The organism is Mycobacterium spongiae, from assembly GCF_018278905.1.
GTDB classification, from domain to species: domain Bacteria; phylum Actinomycetota; class Actinomycetes; order Mycobacteriales; family Mycobacteriaceae; genus Mycobacterium; species Mycobacterium spongiae.
In genome coordinates, this window is the sequence record NZ_CP046600.1 from 2,291,163 (window position 1) to 2,306,970 (window position 15,808).

At 64.9% G+C, this 15,808-nt stretch carries 14 protein-coding genes and 1 pseudogene; 12 read left to right on the forward strand and 3 right to left on the reverse strand.

Going from position 1 to position 15,808, the window contains the following annotated elements:
- Positions 1 to 7 precede the first annotated feature (7 nt).
- Complete coding sequence (acnA, locus tag F6B93_RS09470; protein ID WP_211698870.1) at positions 8 to 2,851, reverse strand: aconitate hydratase AcnA; 2,844 nt, start codon at positions 2,849 to 2,851, stop codon at positions 8 to 10.
- Positions 2,852 to 3,092: 241 nt separating this feature from the next.
- Here acnA and F6B93_RS09475 point away from each other — a divergent pair, with 241 nt between their 5' ends.
- The 9 genes and pseudogenes from F6B93_RS09475 to F6B93_RS09515 all read left to right on the forward strand — a co-directional run bounded on the left by F6B93_RS09475 (position 3,093) and on the right by F6B93_RS09515 (position 12,208).
- On the forward strand, positions 3,093 to 3,680 hold the full coding sequence (locus tag F6B93_RS09475; RefSeq protein WP_211698871.1) for an Rv1476 family membrane protein: 588 nt from the start codon (positions 3,093 to 3,095) through the stop codon (positions 3,678 to 3,680).
- Between the two features lie 244 nt (positions 3,681 to 3,924).
- Positions 3,925 to 5,343 (forward strand): annotated as a pseudogene (gene ripA, locus F6B93_RS09480) (NlpC/P60 family peptidoglycan endopeptidase RipA).
- A 9-nt stretch (positions 5,344 to 5,352) separates the two neighbouring features.
- Complete coding sequence (gene ripB, locus F6B93_RS09485) at positions 5,353 to 6,075, forward strand: NlpC/P60 family peptidoglycan endopeptidase RipB (RefSeq protein WP_211698872.1); 723 nt, start codon at positions 5,353 to 5,355, stop codon at positions 6,073 to 6,075.
- A 202-nt stretch (positions 6,076 to 6,277) separates the two neighbouring features.
- Positions 6,278 to 7,408 (forward strand): chaperone MoxR1, encoded by a 1,131-nt coding sequence (moxR1, locus tag F6B93_RS09490; RefSeq protein ID WP_211698873.1) that lies wholly within the window; start codon positions 6,278 to 6,280, stop codon positions 7,406 to 7,408.
- A gap of 50 nt (positions 7,409 to 7,458) precedes the next feature.
- A complete protein-coding gene (locus tag F6B93_RS09495) occupies positions 7,459 to 8,370 on the forward strand; it encodes a DUF58 domain-containing protein (RefSeq protein ID WP_425518537.1) in 912 nt (303 codons plus the stop codon).
- A gap of 34 nt (positions 8,371 to 8,404) precedes the next feature.
- The gene (locus tag F6B93_RS09500; protein ID WP_211698875.1) at positions 8,405 to 9,412 is read left to right on the forward strand and encodes a VWA domain-containing protein; all 1,008 of its coding nucleotides are present in this window, start codon (positions 8,405 to 8,407) and stop codon (positions 9,410 to 9,412) included.
- 208 nt (positions 9,413 to 9,620) lie between these two features.
- Complete coding sequence (fabG, locus tag F6B93_RS09505; protein ID WP_211699375.1) at positions 9,621 to 10,313, forward strand: 3-oxoacyl-ACP reductase FabG; 693 nt, start codon at positions 9,621 to 9,623, stop codon at positions 10,311 to 10,313.
- Positions 10,314 to 10,342: 29 nt separating this feature from the next.
- Complete coding sequence (gene inhA, locus F6B93_RS09510) at positions 10,343 to 11,152, forward strand: NADH-dependent enoyl-ACP reductase InhA (protein ID WP_211698876.1); 810 nt, start codon at positions 10,343 to 10,345, stop codon at positions 11,150 to 11,152.
- Positions 11,153 to 11,158: 6 nt separating this feature from the next.
- Entirely contained in the window at positions 11,159 to 12,208 is a 1,050-nt protein-coding gene (locus F6B93_RS09515) for a ferrochelatase (protein ID WP_211698877.1), read from the forward strand.
- Positions 12,209 to 12,265: 57 nt separating this feature from the next.
- Here F6B93_RS09515 and F6B93_RS09520 read toward each other — a convergent pair whose 3' ends face one another.
- Positions 12,266 to 13,222 carry a hypothetical protein gene (locus F6B93_RS09520; protein ID WP_211698878.1) on the reverse strand — a complete coding sequence of 319 codons (957 nt, stop codon included), beginning with the start codon at positions 13,220 to 13,222 and terminating at the stop codon, positions 12,266 to 12,268.
- A gap of 56 nt (positions 13,223 to 13,278) precedes the next feature.
- On the opposite strand from F6B93_RS09520, the gene F6B93_RS09525 reads away from it, so the two are divergent.
- Genes F6B93_RS09525 through F6B93_RS09535 form a run of 3 tightly spaced genes read left to right on the forward strand, consistent with a single transcriptional unit; the run spans position 13,279 to position 15,256 of the window.
- Entirely contained in the window at positions 13,279 to 13,713 is a 435-nt protein-coding gene (locus F6B93_RS09525) for an NfeD family protein (RefSeq protein WP_211698879.1), read from the forward strand.
- A 34-nt stretch (positions 13,714 to 13,747) separates the two neighbouring features.
- Positions 13,748 to 14,893, forward strand: coding sequence for an SPFH domain-containing protein (locus F6B93_RS09530; protein ID WP_211698880.1), 1,146 nt, complete (start codon positions 13,748 to 13,750; stop codon positions 14,891 to 14,893).
- Between the two features lie 9 nt (positions 14,894 to 14,902).
- Positions 14,903 to 15,256 (forward strand): DoxX family protein, encoded by a 354-nt coding sequence (locus F6B93_RS09535; RefSeq protein ID WP_211698881.1) that lies wholly within the window; start codon positions 14,903 to 14,905, stop codon positions 15,254 to 15,256.
- On the opposite strand, the gene F6B93_RS09540 is transcribed toward F6B93_RS09535, so the two are convergent.
- Positions 15,253 to 15,747, reverse strand: a complete 495-nt coding sequence (locus tag F6B93_RS09540) for a nitroreductase family deazaflavin-dependent oxidoreductase (RefSeq protein ID WP_211698882.1) — start codon at positions 15,745 to 15,747, stop codon at positions 15,253 to 15,255. The genes F6B93_RS09535 and F6B93_RS09540 overlap by 4 nt on opposite strands.
- Positions 15,748 to 15,808: the final 61 nt, after the last annotated feature.

The window sequence follows — 15,808 nt, forward strand, 5'->3', positions numbered from 1 at the left end:
TGCGCGGTCAGCCCGACTTCAGCATGTTGCGCAGCACGTACTGCAGGATGCCGCCGTTGCGGTAGTAGTCGGCTTCCCCGGGGGTGTCGATGCGTACGACGGCGTCGAACGCCACTGTGTTTCCAGCCCCGCCGCCAGCGTCCTTGGTGGCCGTGACATGCACCGTCTTGGGCGTCTTCCCGTCGTTCAGGGCGTCGATCCCGGAGATCTCGAACACCTCCGTGCCGTCGAGGCCCAGCGACGAAGCGGATTGGCCTTCGGGGAATTGCAGTGGGATGACGCCCATGCCGATCAAGTTGGAGCGGTGGATGCGCTCGAACGACTCCGCGATGACCGCGCGCACACCCAGCAGCAGGGTCCCCTTGGCCGCCCAGTCTCGAGAAGACCCGGACCCGTACTCTTTACCGCCCAACACCACCAGCGGAATGTTCTGTGCCGCATAATTCTGCGCCGCGTCGTAGATGAACGCCTGCGGAGCGCCCGGCTGAGTGAAGTCACGGGTGTATCCGCCGGACACGTCATCAAGAAGCAGGTTCCGAAGCCGGATGTTGGCGAACGTGCCCCGGATCATCACCTCGTGGTTGCCGCGTCGCGATCCAAAAGAGTTGTAGTCCTTGCGGTCGACGCCGTGCCTATCGAGGTACTGCGCCGCCGGGGTGCCTGGCTTGATGGCTCCGGCGGGGGAGATGTGGTCAGTGGTGACCGAGTCCCCGAGTAGTGCCAGCACCCGGGCGCCGCTGATGTTGCCGACGGGTTCGGGCTTGGCTGCCATGCCCTCGAAGTACGGCGGCTTGCGGACATAGGTCGATTTCTGGTCCCACTCAAAAGTGTTGCCACTCGGAGTCGGTAGGTTGCGCCAGCGTTCGTCGCCCTTGAATACGTCGGCGTAGTTCTTGGTGAACATCTCCTGGTTGATCGACGACGCGATGGTGTCCGACACGTCGCGCTGCGAAGGCCAAATATCGCGTAAGAAAACGTCTTTGCCTTCACCATCCTGGCCAAGGGGCTGGTTCTCGAAGTCGAAGTCCATGGTCCCGGCCAGTGCGTAGGCGATCACCAGCGGTGGTGACGCGAGGTAGTTCATCTTCACGTCGGGGTTGATGCGTCCCTCGAAATTCCGGTTCCCGGACAGTACAGCGGTAACCGAAAGGTCATTGTCGTTGACGGCTTTCGAGATCTCCTCCGGCAGCGGACCCGAGTTGCCGATGCACGTGGTGCAGCCGTAGCCGACCAGATAAAAGCCAAGCTTCTCCAGATACGCCCACAAGCCCGCGCGGTCGTAGTAGTCGTTGACCACCTGTGAACCCGGCGCCATCGTGGTCTTCACCCAAGGCTTGGACGCCAGCCCTTTCTCGACGGCGTTGCGGGCGAGCAGGGCCGCACCCAACATCACCTCGGGGTTGGAGGTGTTGGTGCATGAGGTGATCGCCGCTATCACGACCGCGCCATGGTCAAGAACGAATTCGCCGAATTCTTCGGACTTCACCCGAACCGGGTGGCTCACCCGGCCATCGGCATGGGCGGCGGCCGAGTGCACGCCGGCGACATCGTCGTCGGCGAACGTCAATTGACCTGGGTCGCTGGCCGGGAAGGTTTCTTCGACGACCTCATCCAGCTTCGAGTGCGGATCGTGGGGCGACGAGCTGTCGCCAACGTAGTGTGTGATCTGCTCTCGGAACACAGATTTGGCTTCGGACAGCATGATTCGATCTTGTGGACGCTTGGGCCCGGCGATTGACGGCACCACGTCGGACAAGTTGAGCTCAAGGTATTCCGAGAAAGCCGGCTCGTGCTTGGGGTCGTGCCACATGCCCTGTTCCTTGGCGTAAGCCTCGACCAGCGCCAGTTGGTCGGGCTTGCGACCGGTGAACCGCAAGTAGTTGATGGTTTCTTCGTCGATGGGGAAAATCGCTGCGGTGGAACCAAATTCGGGACTCATGTTGCCCAGGGTGGCGCGATTGGCCAACGGTACCTCGGCCACGCCCTCGCCGTAGAACTCGACGAACTTGCCGACAACGCCATGTTTGCGCAACATCTCGGTGACGGTCAGCACGACGTCGGTGGCGGTAACTCCTGGCTGAATCTCGCCGGTGAGCTTGAAACCGACGACCCGCGGGATCAGCATCGACACCGGCTGGCCGAGCATCGCGGCTTCGGCTTCAATGCCGCCCACGCCCCAGCCGAGGACCCCGAGCCCGTTGACCATCGTGGTGTGCGAGTCAGTGCCCACGCACGTGTCGGGATATGCAGTTGTTATTCCAGATTCTTCGCGTGCCATGACGACGCTAGCCAGGTACTCGATGTTGACCTGGTGCACGATGCCAGTGCCCGGTGGCACCACCTTGAAGTCGCGGAATGCACCCTGCCCCCAGCGCAGGAACTGGTAGCGCTCACCGTTGCGCTGGTACTCGATCTCGACGTTGCGCTCGAATGCATCGGCCCGGCCGAACAGGTCGGCGATCACTGAGTGGTCGATCACGAGGTCGGCCGGTGCCAGCGGGTTGACCTTCTCGGGATTGCCGCCGAGGTCCGCGATAGCTTCGCGCATGGTGGCCAGGTCGACGATGCAGGGCACGCCGGTGAAGTCCTGCATCACGACCCGGGCGGGCGTGTACTGAATCTCGATACTGGGTTCCGCGTTGGGGTCCCAATTGGCGATGGCCTCGATGTGGCTCTTGGTGATGTTGCTGCCGTCCTCGTTGCGTAAGAGGTTCTCGGCGAGAACCTTGAGGCTGTACGGGAGCTTGTTGGTATTGGGGACGGCGTCGAGCCGGTAGATCTGGTAACTGTTTTCCCCGACTGTCAAGGCGTCGCGGGCTCCGAACGAGTTCACCGAATCTTTGCTAGTCACATCAACTCCCGAGGATTAAGTTCTGCCGCCGACGGGCTGTGTCGACGGTGGGTAAAACGACCTTCACAAGGCTTCCAACCGACTTCCAAACGACTCAAGCCACCTTAACAGTACGCTTGTCCTGCATTGGGCGGCAGTGGCAGGTGCGGGTTCGTGGGGTCGCTGCTGAATCGGTGCCACGCGCGTCGCCCTGGGTGAGGGTCGCGTACCGTGCCTGTAGTACTGCGGCAGAGGGGACACGATGACCAGGCAAGATTCCTTCGGGTCGTTCGTTGCACTGCCGTTTCCGCAGACGATGCCGGTCTTGCCGACCTACATTCCGCAAGACGTCGACATGCAAGCGGTCAAGGCCCAGATCGCCGCGGTCGGCGTCAGCGCGCCAGCTCCGGACCTGCCCGGGCTGCTCGACGTGGTCGACCACGCCCGTGACGAGGGGATCGACCTCAAGATCGTTCTTCTCGATCACAACCCACCCACTGACACGCCAATGCGTGACATCGCGACCGTTGTGGGAGCCGACTATCCCGATGCCACGGTGTTGGCGCTGAGCCCCAGCTACGTCGGCAGCTACAGCACGCACTATCCCCGCGTCACCCTGGAGGCGGGGGAGGACCATGCCAAGACCGGCAATCCGGTGGTATCGGCGCACAACTTTGTGCACGAGCTCGAAACTCCGGAGTTTCCCTGGAGTGTATTGACGATCGTGCTCCTTATCGGCGTACTCGCGGCGGCCGTTGGCACCCGATTCATGCAGCTGCGCAGCAGGCGTTCAGCAACATCAGCTGGCGCGATCGAAACTTCGGTCGTGGATCCCAACGAGGGTGTCTAGCCAGGTGAACCACCGCTAGTCGGGCGACGTTAATCGAGCCCGTGGATCGTCTATGGCAAACGCCATAGGTCACTGTTCGGTCACAGTCAATGCACGTCCGGGGTGCAGTTCGTGACTTAGATTTCGTCGGCGTCGCTTGTGACGTACGGTGCAAATGATGCTTGTGATGCTTGTCATGCGGCTGGCAATCTCAGTGAAAACTGTGGCCGTCCGTCAGAGTTGAGCCATAGGAGACCGAAGTCGAATGAGACGGACCCGCCGCGGCTCTGCTTCGCGCCTAGCCGCAAAGTATGTGCGGCCGGCCATTCCGCCGGTCTTGAGCGTGGCGCTCCTGGTTTGTACACCGGGACTGGCGCCTGCCGATCCTGAGACGGACAACATCGCCGCCCTGATCGCAGAGGTTGCCAAGGCCAATCAGCGATTGGGTGATTTGGCAGGCGCGGTCCAAAGGGAGAAGGAAAGCGTCAACAAGGCGATGGTTGACGTCGAGAGCGCCCGCGACGCCGCCGCGGTGGCCAAGCACGATCTCGACGTCAGCCAGCAGGCGGTCAAGGACGCGAATGCGGCCATCGACGCCGCCCAGGGCCGCTTCAATACTTTTGCCGCGGCTAGGTACATGAACGGTCCGTCGAGCGGATACCTGACGGCTAGCAACCCGGACGACGTCATCGCCGCTGCGGCCGCGGCTCAGGCCCTGGTGGCCAGCTCGCACAAGGTGATGACCACTCTGCAGCGCGCGCGAACCGAGCAGGTGAACAAGGAATCGGCCGCGCGGCTCGCCAAACAAGACGCGGACAGGGCCGCTGCCGACGCGACGGCCAGCCAGGATGCGGCGGTGATGGCGCTCACGCAGACCTGGCGCAGGTTCGACGAACAGCGAGAATTGGTCACCCGGCTGACCGCTGAGCGCGACGAAGCCGAAGCCAGGCTGCATGCCGCCCGACTCGCCGCCGCCCACCGGCCGGCACCGACGTCGGGCGACCAGTGGGACCCCGCTTCGCCCACGCCACGCGGGCGGGTTGGAGGGCGACAGTGGGACGGGTGGGACCCAACACTGCCGATGATTCCCAGCGCCAACGTTCTCGGCGATCCGATCGCGGTGGTGAACCACGTGTTGGGGATCTCGGCCACGTCGGCGCAGGTCACTGCCAGCATGGGCCGCAAGTTCCTGGAGCAGCTGGGCATCCTCAAGCCCACTGACACCGGGATCACCAACGCCGCGGCTGGCTCGACCGGCGGTCGGATTCCCCGGGTTTACGGCCGCCAGGCCTCCGAGTACGTGATTCGCCGCGGGATGTCTCAGATGGGGGTGCCGTATTCCTGGGGTGGCGGTAATGCCGCGGGCCCGAGCAAGGGAATCGACTCCGGGGCGGGCACGGTTGGCTTCGACTGTTCGGGCCTGGTTCTCTACTCGTTTGCCGGGGTGGGCATCAAGCTTCCGCATTACTCCGGTTCGCAGTACAACTTGGGTCGAAAGATCCCGTCCTCGTAGATGCGCCGCGGCGACGTCATCTTCTACGGCCCGGGCGGCAGCCAACACGTGACGATCTACCTCGGCAACGGCAAGATGCTCGAAGCCCCAGATGTCGGATTGAAGGTGCGCGTTGCGCCAGTGCGCACCAGCGGCATGACCCCGCACGTGGTGCGATACATCGAATACTAACGAGGTCCTATGCGCCACAACCGATTTCTCCTAGCCAAGCTAGCCTGGATCACCGCGATGGTGGCCGGGCTGACGGTCGGCATTGCGGCTCCGGCCGATGCGGCACCGGGCCAATGGGATCCCACATTGCCCGCCATCATCAGTGCCGGCGCTCCCGGCGATCCGCTCGCCATGGCCAACGCTTCGCTGCAGGCCACCGCCCAGGCCACCCAAACCACCCTGGACTTGGGGCGGCAGTTCCTGGGTGGGCTCGGAATCAACATCTTCGGGCCCGCTCCGAGCCCCAGTGGCGCCAGCACCGGGGCGGAGCGGATTCCGCGGGCCAACGCACGCCAGGCCGTCGAGTATGTGATCCGGCGCGCTGGGTCGCAGATGGGAGTGCCGTACTCGTGGGGTGGCGGCTCGCTGAAGGGCCCCAGCAACGGCGTTGACTCGGGAGCCGGCACGGTGGGCTTCGACTGTTCGGGCCTGATGCGGTACGCGTTCGCTGGGGTGGGCGTGCTGATCCCCCGATACTCCGGTGACCAGTACACCGCCGGACGGCACATACCCCACGACCAAGCCAGACGCGGCGACCTCATCTTTTATGGTCCTGGCGGTAGCCAGCACGTCACCATGTATTTGGGCAACGGCAAGATGCTGGAGGCGTCCAGCCTCGCGGGCAAAGTCACGATCAGCCCGGTGCGTAAGGCCGGCATGACGCCGTTCTTGACTAGGATCATCGAGTACTGAGCATGCCCGGCTAGGCGTCATTGGCCGGAGTGCCGCGACAGCGGACCCGTGCGGCCCGCGCGGAACGTTCGGGTTGCCGGGCGGGAACCGCGACGTCGACGGAATCCAGGAGGCCTGGAATAGTTGAACCCGGGCACGTCGCTGCCCCGCGACATTGTGTCGTGACGGCAGTCGTGTCCGATTGATCTGTGGAGGGTTTTTGATGACATCAGCAGGTGGGTCGCCCGCGGGCGGCAGCGGTTACCAGGGGCCGGGTGCGCATGCCGCACCGTCGGCCCACGAAGCGCCTCCCGGTGCCGATGGACTGGCCGCCGAGGTGCACACCCTGGAACGGGCCATCTTCGAGGTCAAGCGGATCATCGTCGGCCAGGACCAGCTCGTGGAGCGGATGCTCGTCGGCCTGCTCTCCAAGGGCCACGTGCTGCTCGAAGGGGTCCCCGGTGTGGCCAAGACGCTGGCGGTGGAGACGTTCGCGCGCGTGGTGGGCGGGACGTTTGCCCGTATCCAGTTCACGCCCGACCTGGTGCCCACTGACATCATCGGCACCCGCATCTACCGGCAGGGTAGGGAGGAGTTCGACACCGAGCTCGGCCCGGTGGTGGCAAACTTCTTGCTCGCGGACGAGATCAACCGAGCCCCCGCGAAGGTTCAGTCAGCGCTGCTCGAGGTGATGCAGGAACGGCACGTCTCCATCGGCGGCAAGACATTCCCCCTGCCCAACCCCTTCCTGGTGATGGCGACGCAGAACCCGATCGAGCATGAGGGCGTCTACCCCCTGCCGGAGGCACAGCGAGACCGCTTCCTCTTCAAGATCAACGTCGGCTACCCCTCCCCGGAGGAGGAGCGCGAGATCATCTACCGGATGGGCATCACCCCGCCCCAACCCAAACAGGTCTTGGCCACCGGCGACCTGGTACGGCTCCAGGACATCGCCGCCAACAACTTCGTTCACCATGCGCTGGTGGACTACGTCGTCCGCGTCGTCACCGCTACGCGTCACCCAGAGCAGCTTGGCATGAACGACGTCAAGACCTGGATCTCCTTCGGAGCATCACCGCGTGCATCGCTGGGGATCATTGCTGCGGCCCGCTCGCTTGCCCTGGTGCGCGGCCGTGACTACGTCATTCCGCAGGACGTCGTCGAGGTCATCCCGGATGTGCTGCGCCACCGATTGGTGTTGACCTACGATGCGCTCGCCGACGAAATCTCGCCGGAGATCGTCATCAACCGGGTCATGCAGACGGTCGCGCTGCCACAGGTGAATGCCGTTCCGCAGCAAGGCCATTCGGTGCCTCCGGTGATGCAGGCTGCGGGCGCGGCCAGCGGTCGGTGACCGAAACAAATTCCGCCGCGGCGCGGCCCGCGGCCATACATCCGCCGTCGATGCGGCGTGGGCAGATCGACGATCCCAAGCTGACGGCGGCGCTGCGCACCCTGGAGCTCACGGTCAAACGCAAGCTCGACGGTGTGCTGCACGGCGATCATCTTGGCCTGATTCCTGGGCCCGGTTCCGAGCCGGGGGAGTCGCGGCTGTATCAGCCCGGTGACGACGTCCGCCGGATGGATTGGGCCGTCACCGCGCGCACCACCCATCCGCACGTTCGGCAGATGATCGCCGACCGCGAATTGGAGACCTGGCTGGTCGTTGACATGTCAGCCAGCTTGGATTTTGGCACCGCCGTGTGCGAGAAGCGCGACCTGGCCGTGGCGGCTGCGGCGGCGATCACGTTCCTCAACAGTGGTGGCGGCAACCGGCTCGGCGCGCTGATCGCCAACGGCGCGACGATGGTGCGGGTGCCGGCACGTTCCGGACGCCAGCATGAGCAGACGCTGTTGCGCACCATCGCGACCACGCCCAAAGCGCCGGTAGGTGTGCGCGGGGACCTGGCCGTCGCCATCGACGCGCTGCGTCGTCCGGAGCGCCGGCGCGGGATGGCGGTGATCATCAGCGACTTTCTGGGCCCGATCAACTGGATGCGGCCGCTGCGGGCCATCGCGGCTCGCCATGAGGTACTGGCCATCGAAGTCCTCGATCCCCGCGATGTCGAGCTTCCCGATGTCGGCGACGTCGTTTTGCAGGACGCCGAATCCGGGGTTACCCGCGAGTTCACCATCGATGCGCAGCTGCGGGACGACTTTGCCCGGGCGGCCGCGGCGCACCGCGCCGACGTGTCCCGCACGGTTCGCGGTTGCGGGGCGCCGGTCTTGACGCTTCGGACGGACCGCGACTGGATCGCCGATATCGTCCGTTTTGTCGAGTCGCGCCGGCGCGGAGCACTGGCGGGGCGCCGGTGATACCGACGCACACAACCACGATGACGGGTCTGTTATGACGTTGCCGCTGCTCGGGCCGATGACGCTGTCGGGCTTTGAACACTCATGGTTCTTTCTCTTCCTTTTCATCGTCGCGGGGCTGGTCGCGCTGTATGTGGTGCTGCAGTTGGCGCGCCAGAAGCGGATGCTGCGGTTCGCGAACATGGAGTTGCTGGAGAGCGTGGCTCCGAAGCGGCCCTCGCAATGGCGGCACCTGCCGGCGATCCTGCTTGTGGTGGCGCTGTTGTTATTCACCGTCGCGATGGCCGGGCCAACGCAGGACGTTCGGATTCCCCGCAATCGTGCGGTGGTGATGTTGGTGATCGACGTGTCGCAGTCGATGCGTGCCACCGATGTCGAACCGAACCGGATGGTCGCCGCGCAGGAGGCCGCCAAGCAGTTTGCCGACGAGCTGACCCCAGGAATCAACCTCGGGTTGATCGCTTACGCGGGCACCGCGACGGTCCTGGTGTCTCCGACTACCAACCGGGAGGCGACTAAACGGGCGCTGGACAAGTTGCAGTTCGCCGACCGTACCGCTACCGGGGAGGCCATTTTCACCGCTTTGCAGGCGATTGCCACCGTTGGCGCGGTAATCGGGGGCGGCGATACGCCTCCGCCGGCACGCATCGTGTTGTTCTCCGACGGCAAGGAGACGATGCCGACCAATCCGGACAATCCCAAGGGCGCCTTCACCGCCGCGCGCACCGCCAAAGACCAAGGCGTGCCGATCTCGACGATTTCCTTCGGCACGCCGTACGGCTTCGTCGAAATCAACGATCAACGCCAGCCGGTGCCGGTCGACGACGCGACACTCAAGAAGGTCGCCCAGCTCTCCGGTGGCAACGCCTACAACGCCGCGAGTCTGCAGGAGCTCAAGGACGTCTACTCGTCGCTGCAGCAGCAGATCGGCTACGAGACGATCAAAGGTGACGCCAGCATGGGCTGGCTGCGGTTGGGTGCGTTGGTGCTGGCGCTGGCCGCGGTGGCGGCGTTGCTGATCAATCGCCGGCTGCCGACCTAGCTTTCCGCGCTGTCTGTGCTTTCTGCGCTTTCCGGACCGGCGAAGGGCCGCGAAGTCCGGGTGTGCGACATGCGAGGGGGCAGATGTCGGTGCGGCCGGACTGAGGCGATAGGTTGGCGGGGTGACTGACACAGCCACCGACTCTTCTTCTTCCGCCACAACCGAAGCCGCTCCTGATGCTGGCAAACCCCAATTCGTCTCCCGTTCAGTGCTGGTCACCGGTGGAAACAGAGGCATCGGGCTGGCAATCGCGCAGCGGCTGGCCGCGGATGGCCACAAGGTCGCGGTCACGCACCGGGGATCCGGTGTGGCGGAGGGCCTGTTCGGCGTCGAGTGCGACGTCACCGACAGCGACGCTGTCGACCGCGCCTTCAAAGAAGTCGAAGAGCACCAGGGTCAGGTCGAGGTCCTCGTGTCCAACGCCGGCCTGGCCGCGGACGCCTTCCTCATGCGGATGACCGAGGAGAAGTTCGAGAAGGTCATCGATGCCAACTTGACCGGGGCATTTCGGGTAGCCCAGCGGGCAGCGCGCAACATGACCAAGAAGCGGTTCGGCCGGATGATCTTCATCGGATCGGTCTCTGGCAGCTGGGGTATCGGCAACCAGGCCAACTACGCCGCCTCCAAAGCCGGTGTAATCGGCATGGCCCGCTCGATCGCCCGGGAACTGTCCAAGGCTGGGGTGACGGCGAACGTGGTGGCCCCCGGCTACATCGACACCGACATGACCCGCGCGCTGGATGAGCGGATTCAGCAGGGGGCACTAGAGTTCATCCCGGCGAAGCGAGTTGGCACCGCCGCCGAGGTTGCCGGGGTGGTGAGCTTTCTGGCCTCCGAGGACGCAAGCTACATCTCGGGTGCGGTCATCCCGGTCGATGGCGGCATGGGTATGGGCCACTAGGCCCAAGAAAAGAACGGACGGACGCTTACATGACAGGACTGCTGGACGGCAAACGGATCCTGGTCAGCGGGATCATCACCGACTCGTCGATCGCGTTTCACATCGCCCGCGTAGCCCAGGAGCAGGGCGCCCAGCTGGTGTTGACCGGATTCGACCGGATGCGGCTGATCCAGCGCATCGTGGACCGGCTACCGGAGAAGGCGCCACTCCTCGAACTCGACGTTCAGAACGAGGAGCACCTGGCCACACTGGCCGACAAAGTGACCGAAGCGATCGGCGCCGACAACAAGCTCGACGGCGTGGTGCACTCGATCGGGTTCATGCCGCAGACCGGTATGGGCATCAATCCGTTCTTCGACGCGCCTTACGAGGACGTCTCGAAGGGCATCCACATCTCGGCGTATTCGTATGCCTCGCTGGCCAAGGCGCTGCTGGGAATCATGAACCCGGGCGGTTGCATCGTCGGGATGGACTTCGACCCCAGCCGCGCGATGCCTGCCTACAACTGGATGACGGTCGCCAAGAGCGCGCTGGAGTCGGTCAACCGGTTCGTTGCACGCGAGGCCGGCAAGTACGGTGTGCGCTCGAATCTGGTTGCCGCCGGGCCGATCCGGACGTTGGCGATGAGCGCGATCGTCGGTGGCGCGCTCGGCGACGAGGCTGGAGCCCAGATACAGCTGCTCGAGGAAGGTTGGGATCAGCGGGCTCCAGTCGGCTGGAACATGAAGGACCCGACACCGGTCGCGAAGACGGTGTGTGCGCTGCTGTCCGATTGGTTACCGGCGACCACCGGCGACATCATCTACGCCGACGGCGGCGCGCACACCCAATTGCTCTAGACGGCAATGGAATTTGACGCCCTCCTGCTCCTGTCCTTCGGCGGGCCGGAAGGGCCTGACCAAGTGCGGCCTTTTCTGGAAAACGTCACTCGGGGGCGCGGCGTGCCGCCGGAACGGCTCGACGCGGTTGCTGAGCACTACTTGCATTTCGGTGGCGTGTCGCCCATCAACGGGATCAACCGTGCACTGATCACCGAGTTGCGTGCCGCAGGGGACCTGCCGGTGTACTTCGGCAACCGCAACTGGGAGCCCTACGTCGAAGACGCTGTTACGACAATGCGGGACAATGGTGTTCGTCGCGCAGCAGTGTTCACCACGTCGGCGTGGAGCGGCTATTCCAGTTGCACCCAATATGTCGAGGATATTGCACGGTCGCGGCAAGCCGCCGGGCCGGGCGCGCCCGAGCTGGTCAAATTGCGGCCCTACTTCGACCACCCACTTTTTGTGGAGATGTTTGTCGACGCGATCGCAGCGGCCCGGCAAACGCTACCCGCCGAGCTACGCGGCGATGCCCGACTGGTCTTCACCGCACACTCCGTCCCAGTGGCCGCCGACCGCGGCTGTGGTCCGCATCTCTACAGTCGCCAAGTTGCTTACGCCGCACAGCTGGTCGCGGCCGCCGCCGGATACGCCGACCATGACCTCGCCTGGCAGTCGCGATCGGGCCCACCGGCAGTCCCGTGGCTCGAGCCTGACGTCGGCGACCATCTCACCACGCTGGCGAGCGAGGGCAACAGTGCCAGCACTCGTGCTGTGATCGTCTGTCCCATCGGATTTGTCGCCGATCATATTGAGGTGGTCTGGGATCTCGACTATGAGCTGCGAACACAAGCTGAGGCAGCGGGGATGGCTTTCGCCCGTGCCCGCACACCCAATGCGGATCGACGCTTCGCCCGCCTGGCCGCGGGTTTGGTCGACGAACTCCGTTGTGGCCGGCCGCCGGTCCGGGTGAGTGGACCTGACCAGGTGCGCGGCTGTCTGGCGAGCGTCAACGGGCAACCGTGCCGTCCGCCGCATTGTGTTGCGCAGGAAAGCCCACAGGGCGAGAAAGGGTAAGCAAGAACCCAACCCGCGACACCTTGAGGAAGCCTTGAGCGCGCCGCCGTTCGTCGATCAGTCGGCCCAGGCCGAGTGCAGGATCGCGGTCACCGCGGCCACCCGTGCGGACCGGACAACGGCGGCTAGGGGCCGCAACGCGTCGGTGGCGATCTCGGCTTCCGACGATGACTGTGTTCCGATCGGCGTCGGCGCGGCAATATGTTCGGCCGGTGAATCGGGCAGTCGGCTCAGCCCGGCACTCACCGCGATGATCGCGTCGACATGCGCGGCGTTCTCCAATACCCGTAGCGCGCGTGGCGGTGCATGGTCGGGAACTCGGTGTTGCCGTGAGGATTCCAGTAACTGCTCGACAAGGCCTCGCGGATTGGCGATATCGGCTGTGGCGGATCCGATTCCCAGGGAGCTCAACGCGTCAGCGGCCGAGCGGACCGCGGACCGCAATGCGTACTCGGCGTCGCCCAACTCATGGTGGTCGAGCGCCGGGGCGCCGGGCAGCGAGTAAACGATCCAAGACAGCGCGCATAGTTCGGGTGGACCGGGATGATCTGGCGGGTCGCCGCAGATACCGTCGACGGCCACGTCGAGATCGGCATACGAGAACTCAGGGACCAGCCCAATGGCGCCGCCGGGATTGTCTGGGTTGGTGACGATCACTGCCTCGCCAGCTGCGAGGGCATCGTGTTCGAACTGCGTTCCGGCGGACAGCCCGCGCACGTCGCCGGGCACGGGCAGCACGACGTTGACCGCCCCGCGCAGACGCTGCGGCATGTTCGGTGCGAACGCTGTCGGGCGGCCAACGGCGGCGCGCAGCGTCTGCAACAGCGACACGGTTCCGTTGCTGTGCACATCCGGCCACGGCAGTCCGGTGTGCCCGGCCGCGACAGCGTCATACGCGGTCACCGATTGCATTGGTGCCCAAAGCGATAGCGCGTCCAGCACGTCGTCGGGAGCCGCCTTGCCGGCGAGCCAGGCGTTGGCCCACATCGACAGCGAAACACTGGGGCACCACATGGTCTCGCAGTGTAGTTGCTCGCCGCGGGTTAGCGGATCACGCGTATCCTGTGCGCATGCCCGTCGCGCTGATTTGGTTGATCGCCGCCCTGGTGTTCGCCGGTGCCGAGGCGCTGACGGGCGACATGTTCCTACTGATGCTCGGCGGCGGTGCGCTGGCCGCGTCGGTGAGCAGTTGGTTGTTGAACTGGCCGGTATGGGCCGACGGGGCAGTTTTCCTGATCGTCTCGGTGCTGCTGCTAGCGCTGGTCCGGCCGGTGGTGCGGCGCCGGCTGAACTCGGGCAAGGCACCGGTCATGGGCATCAAAGCTCTGGAGGGGAGAAAGGCCCTGGTGCTTGACCGGGTTGCCCATGATGAAGGCCGGGTCAAGTTGGACGGCCAGGTGTGGACGGCGCGTCCGCTGAACGAGGGTGATGTCTACCAACCGGGCCAGTCGGTGACGGTGGTGCACATCGATGGCGCGACCGCGATGGTCTTTGGGAGCGAGTAGTCCGTCTGCAACACACTGCGAGAAAGGAATCTTGGTGGAAGATGCAGCTGTGGGTCTAGTGTTTCTGGGCGTTCTGGTGGTGTTCGCCATCATCGTGGTTGCCAAATCGATTGCGCTGATCCCCCAAGCGGAGGCCGCGGTCATCGAACGGCTGGGGAGGTACAGCCGCACGGTCAGCGGTCAGCTGACCTTGTTGATCCCTTTCATCGACCGCATCCGCGCACGTGTGGACCTGCGTGAACGGGTGGTGTCGTTTCCGCCGCAGCCGGTGATCACCCAGGACAACCTGACCCTGAACATCGATACCGTCGTCTACTTCCAGGTCACCGTTCCCCAGGCAGCGGTCTACGAAATCAGCAACTACATCGTCGGGGTCGAGCAGCTGGCCACGACGACGCTGCGCAACGTCGTCGGTGGCATGACGCTGGAGCAGACACTGACCTCGCGGGATCAAATCAACGGCCAGTTGCGTGGCGTGCTCGACGAAGCGACCGGCCGCTGGGGGCTGCGCGTCGCCCGGGTCGAGCTGCGCAGCATTGACCCGCCGCCGTCAATTCAGGCCTCGATGGAAAAGCAGATGAAGGCCGACCGGGAGAAGCGGGCGATGATCCTGACCGCCGAAGGCACCCGGGAAGCGGCCATCAAACAAGCGGAAGGACAGAAACAGTCGCAGATCCTGGCCGCCGAGGGTGCCAAGCAGGCCGCGATCTTGGCCGCCGAGGCCGACCGGCAATCTCGGATGTTGCGCGCCCAGGGTGAGCGTGCCGCCTCCTACCTGCAGGCGCAGGGGCAGGCCAAGGCTATCGAAAAGACATTCGCCGCGATCAAGGCTGGTAGGCCCACCCCCGAAATGCTGGCCTACCAGTACCTGCAGACGCTGCCGGAGATGGCGCGCGGTGACGCGAACAAGGTGTGGGTCGTGCCCAGCGACTTCAACGCCGCGCTGCAGGGGTTCACCAGACTTCTGGGCACACCCGGCGAGGATGGGGTATTCCGATTCGAGCCATCCCCGGTCGAGGACGTGCCCAGGCACGCCGCGGACGGCGATGATTCCGATATTGCGGAGTGGTTCTCCACCGAGAGCGATCCCGCGATCGCCCAGGCGGTGGCTCAGGCCGAGGCGATGGCACGCAAACCCGTCGAGGGTCCGTTGGGGACGCCGCCAGGATTGACCCAGTAGCGGTTCGGCATGGGTCTGACGTCCTCAAGAACCTACGTGGCGTTGGCGGCGCTGCAGGCCGGCGACGCGGTGGCGTGCGCCATCGGGCTGCCGGTGATCGCCAAGGCCTTGGACGACCTGGAGGTTCCCGATACCGTCCGCCCGGTCCTGCCAGTGGTCAAGGCCGCCGCGGCGGCCGGTCTACTCTCGGTGTTGCGCTACCCGGCCCTGGCACGGCTGACGACGGCGATGCTGACGCTGTATTTCGTGCTTGCCGTGGGTGCGCACATCCGCGTGCGGGATCGGGTTGTCAATGCGATCCCAGCGGCGGCGTTTCTGACGCTGTACGCGGTGATGACGCTGCGAGGACCGGAGCGCGCCTAGGACAGGCGCAACTCGACGATCGGCACCGGTGTGCCAGTATCGGTGACTTCGGTGTCGAGGGTCTGCTCGAGTATCGGCTTGAGCTTCTCCCACGTTCCGGCGTGGCGGCTTCGGTAGGCGGCCAGCGTGCGGTCGGCTTCGTCCTGGTCGAGGATGCGTGCGGTCGCCGCTGTGGGCGCACTGCTGCCGGCGTACACGCGGACCTCGGGGTTGGCCCGGATATTGCGGAACCACTGGGCCTTTCGGCCCAAACCGGACGCGATGAGATACGTGTCCGGGTCGGGATGATCGAGAACTTCCAACACGGCGTAGCGGCGTGCGCCGCTCTTGCGGCCGATGTGCTCGAGCATGAGCAGCCGGGAGCCCAAGAGTGCGCCCGCGCGGGCTTTGTAGATCCAGATCGGCGTCCGCATCAGCGCTCGGGAGCGCAGCATCCGTGCTCCGGCCCTGGCGAAGAGCGATCGGGATTGTGCTTCTGTCATCGTGGACATTCTCGCATCCATTTCTTGAGCCAGGCTGCTGGCAAGCCGTCGCAGGGTCAGCACGGTGACC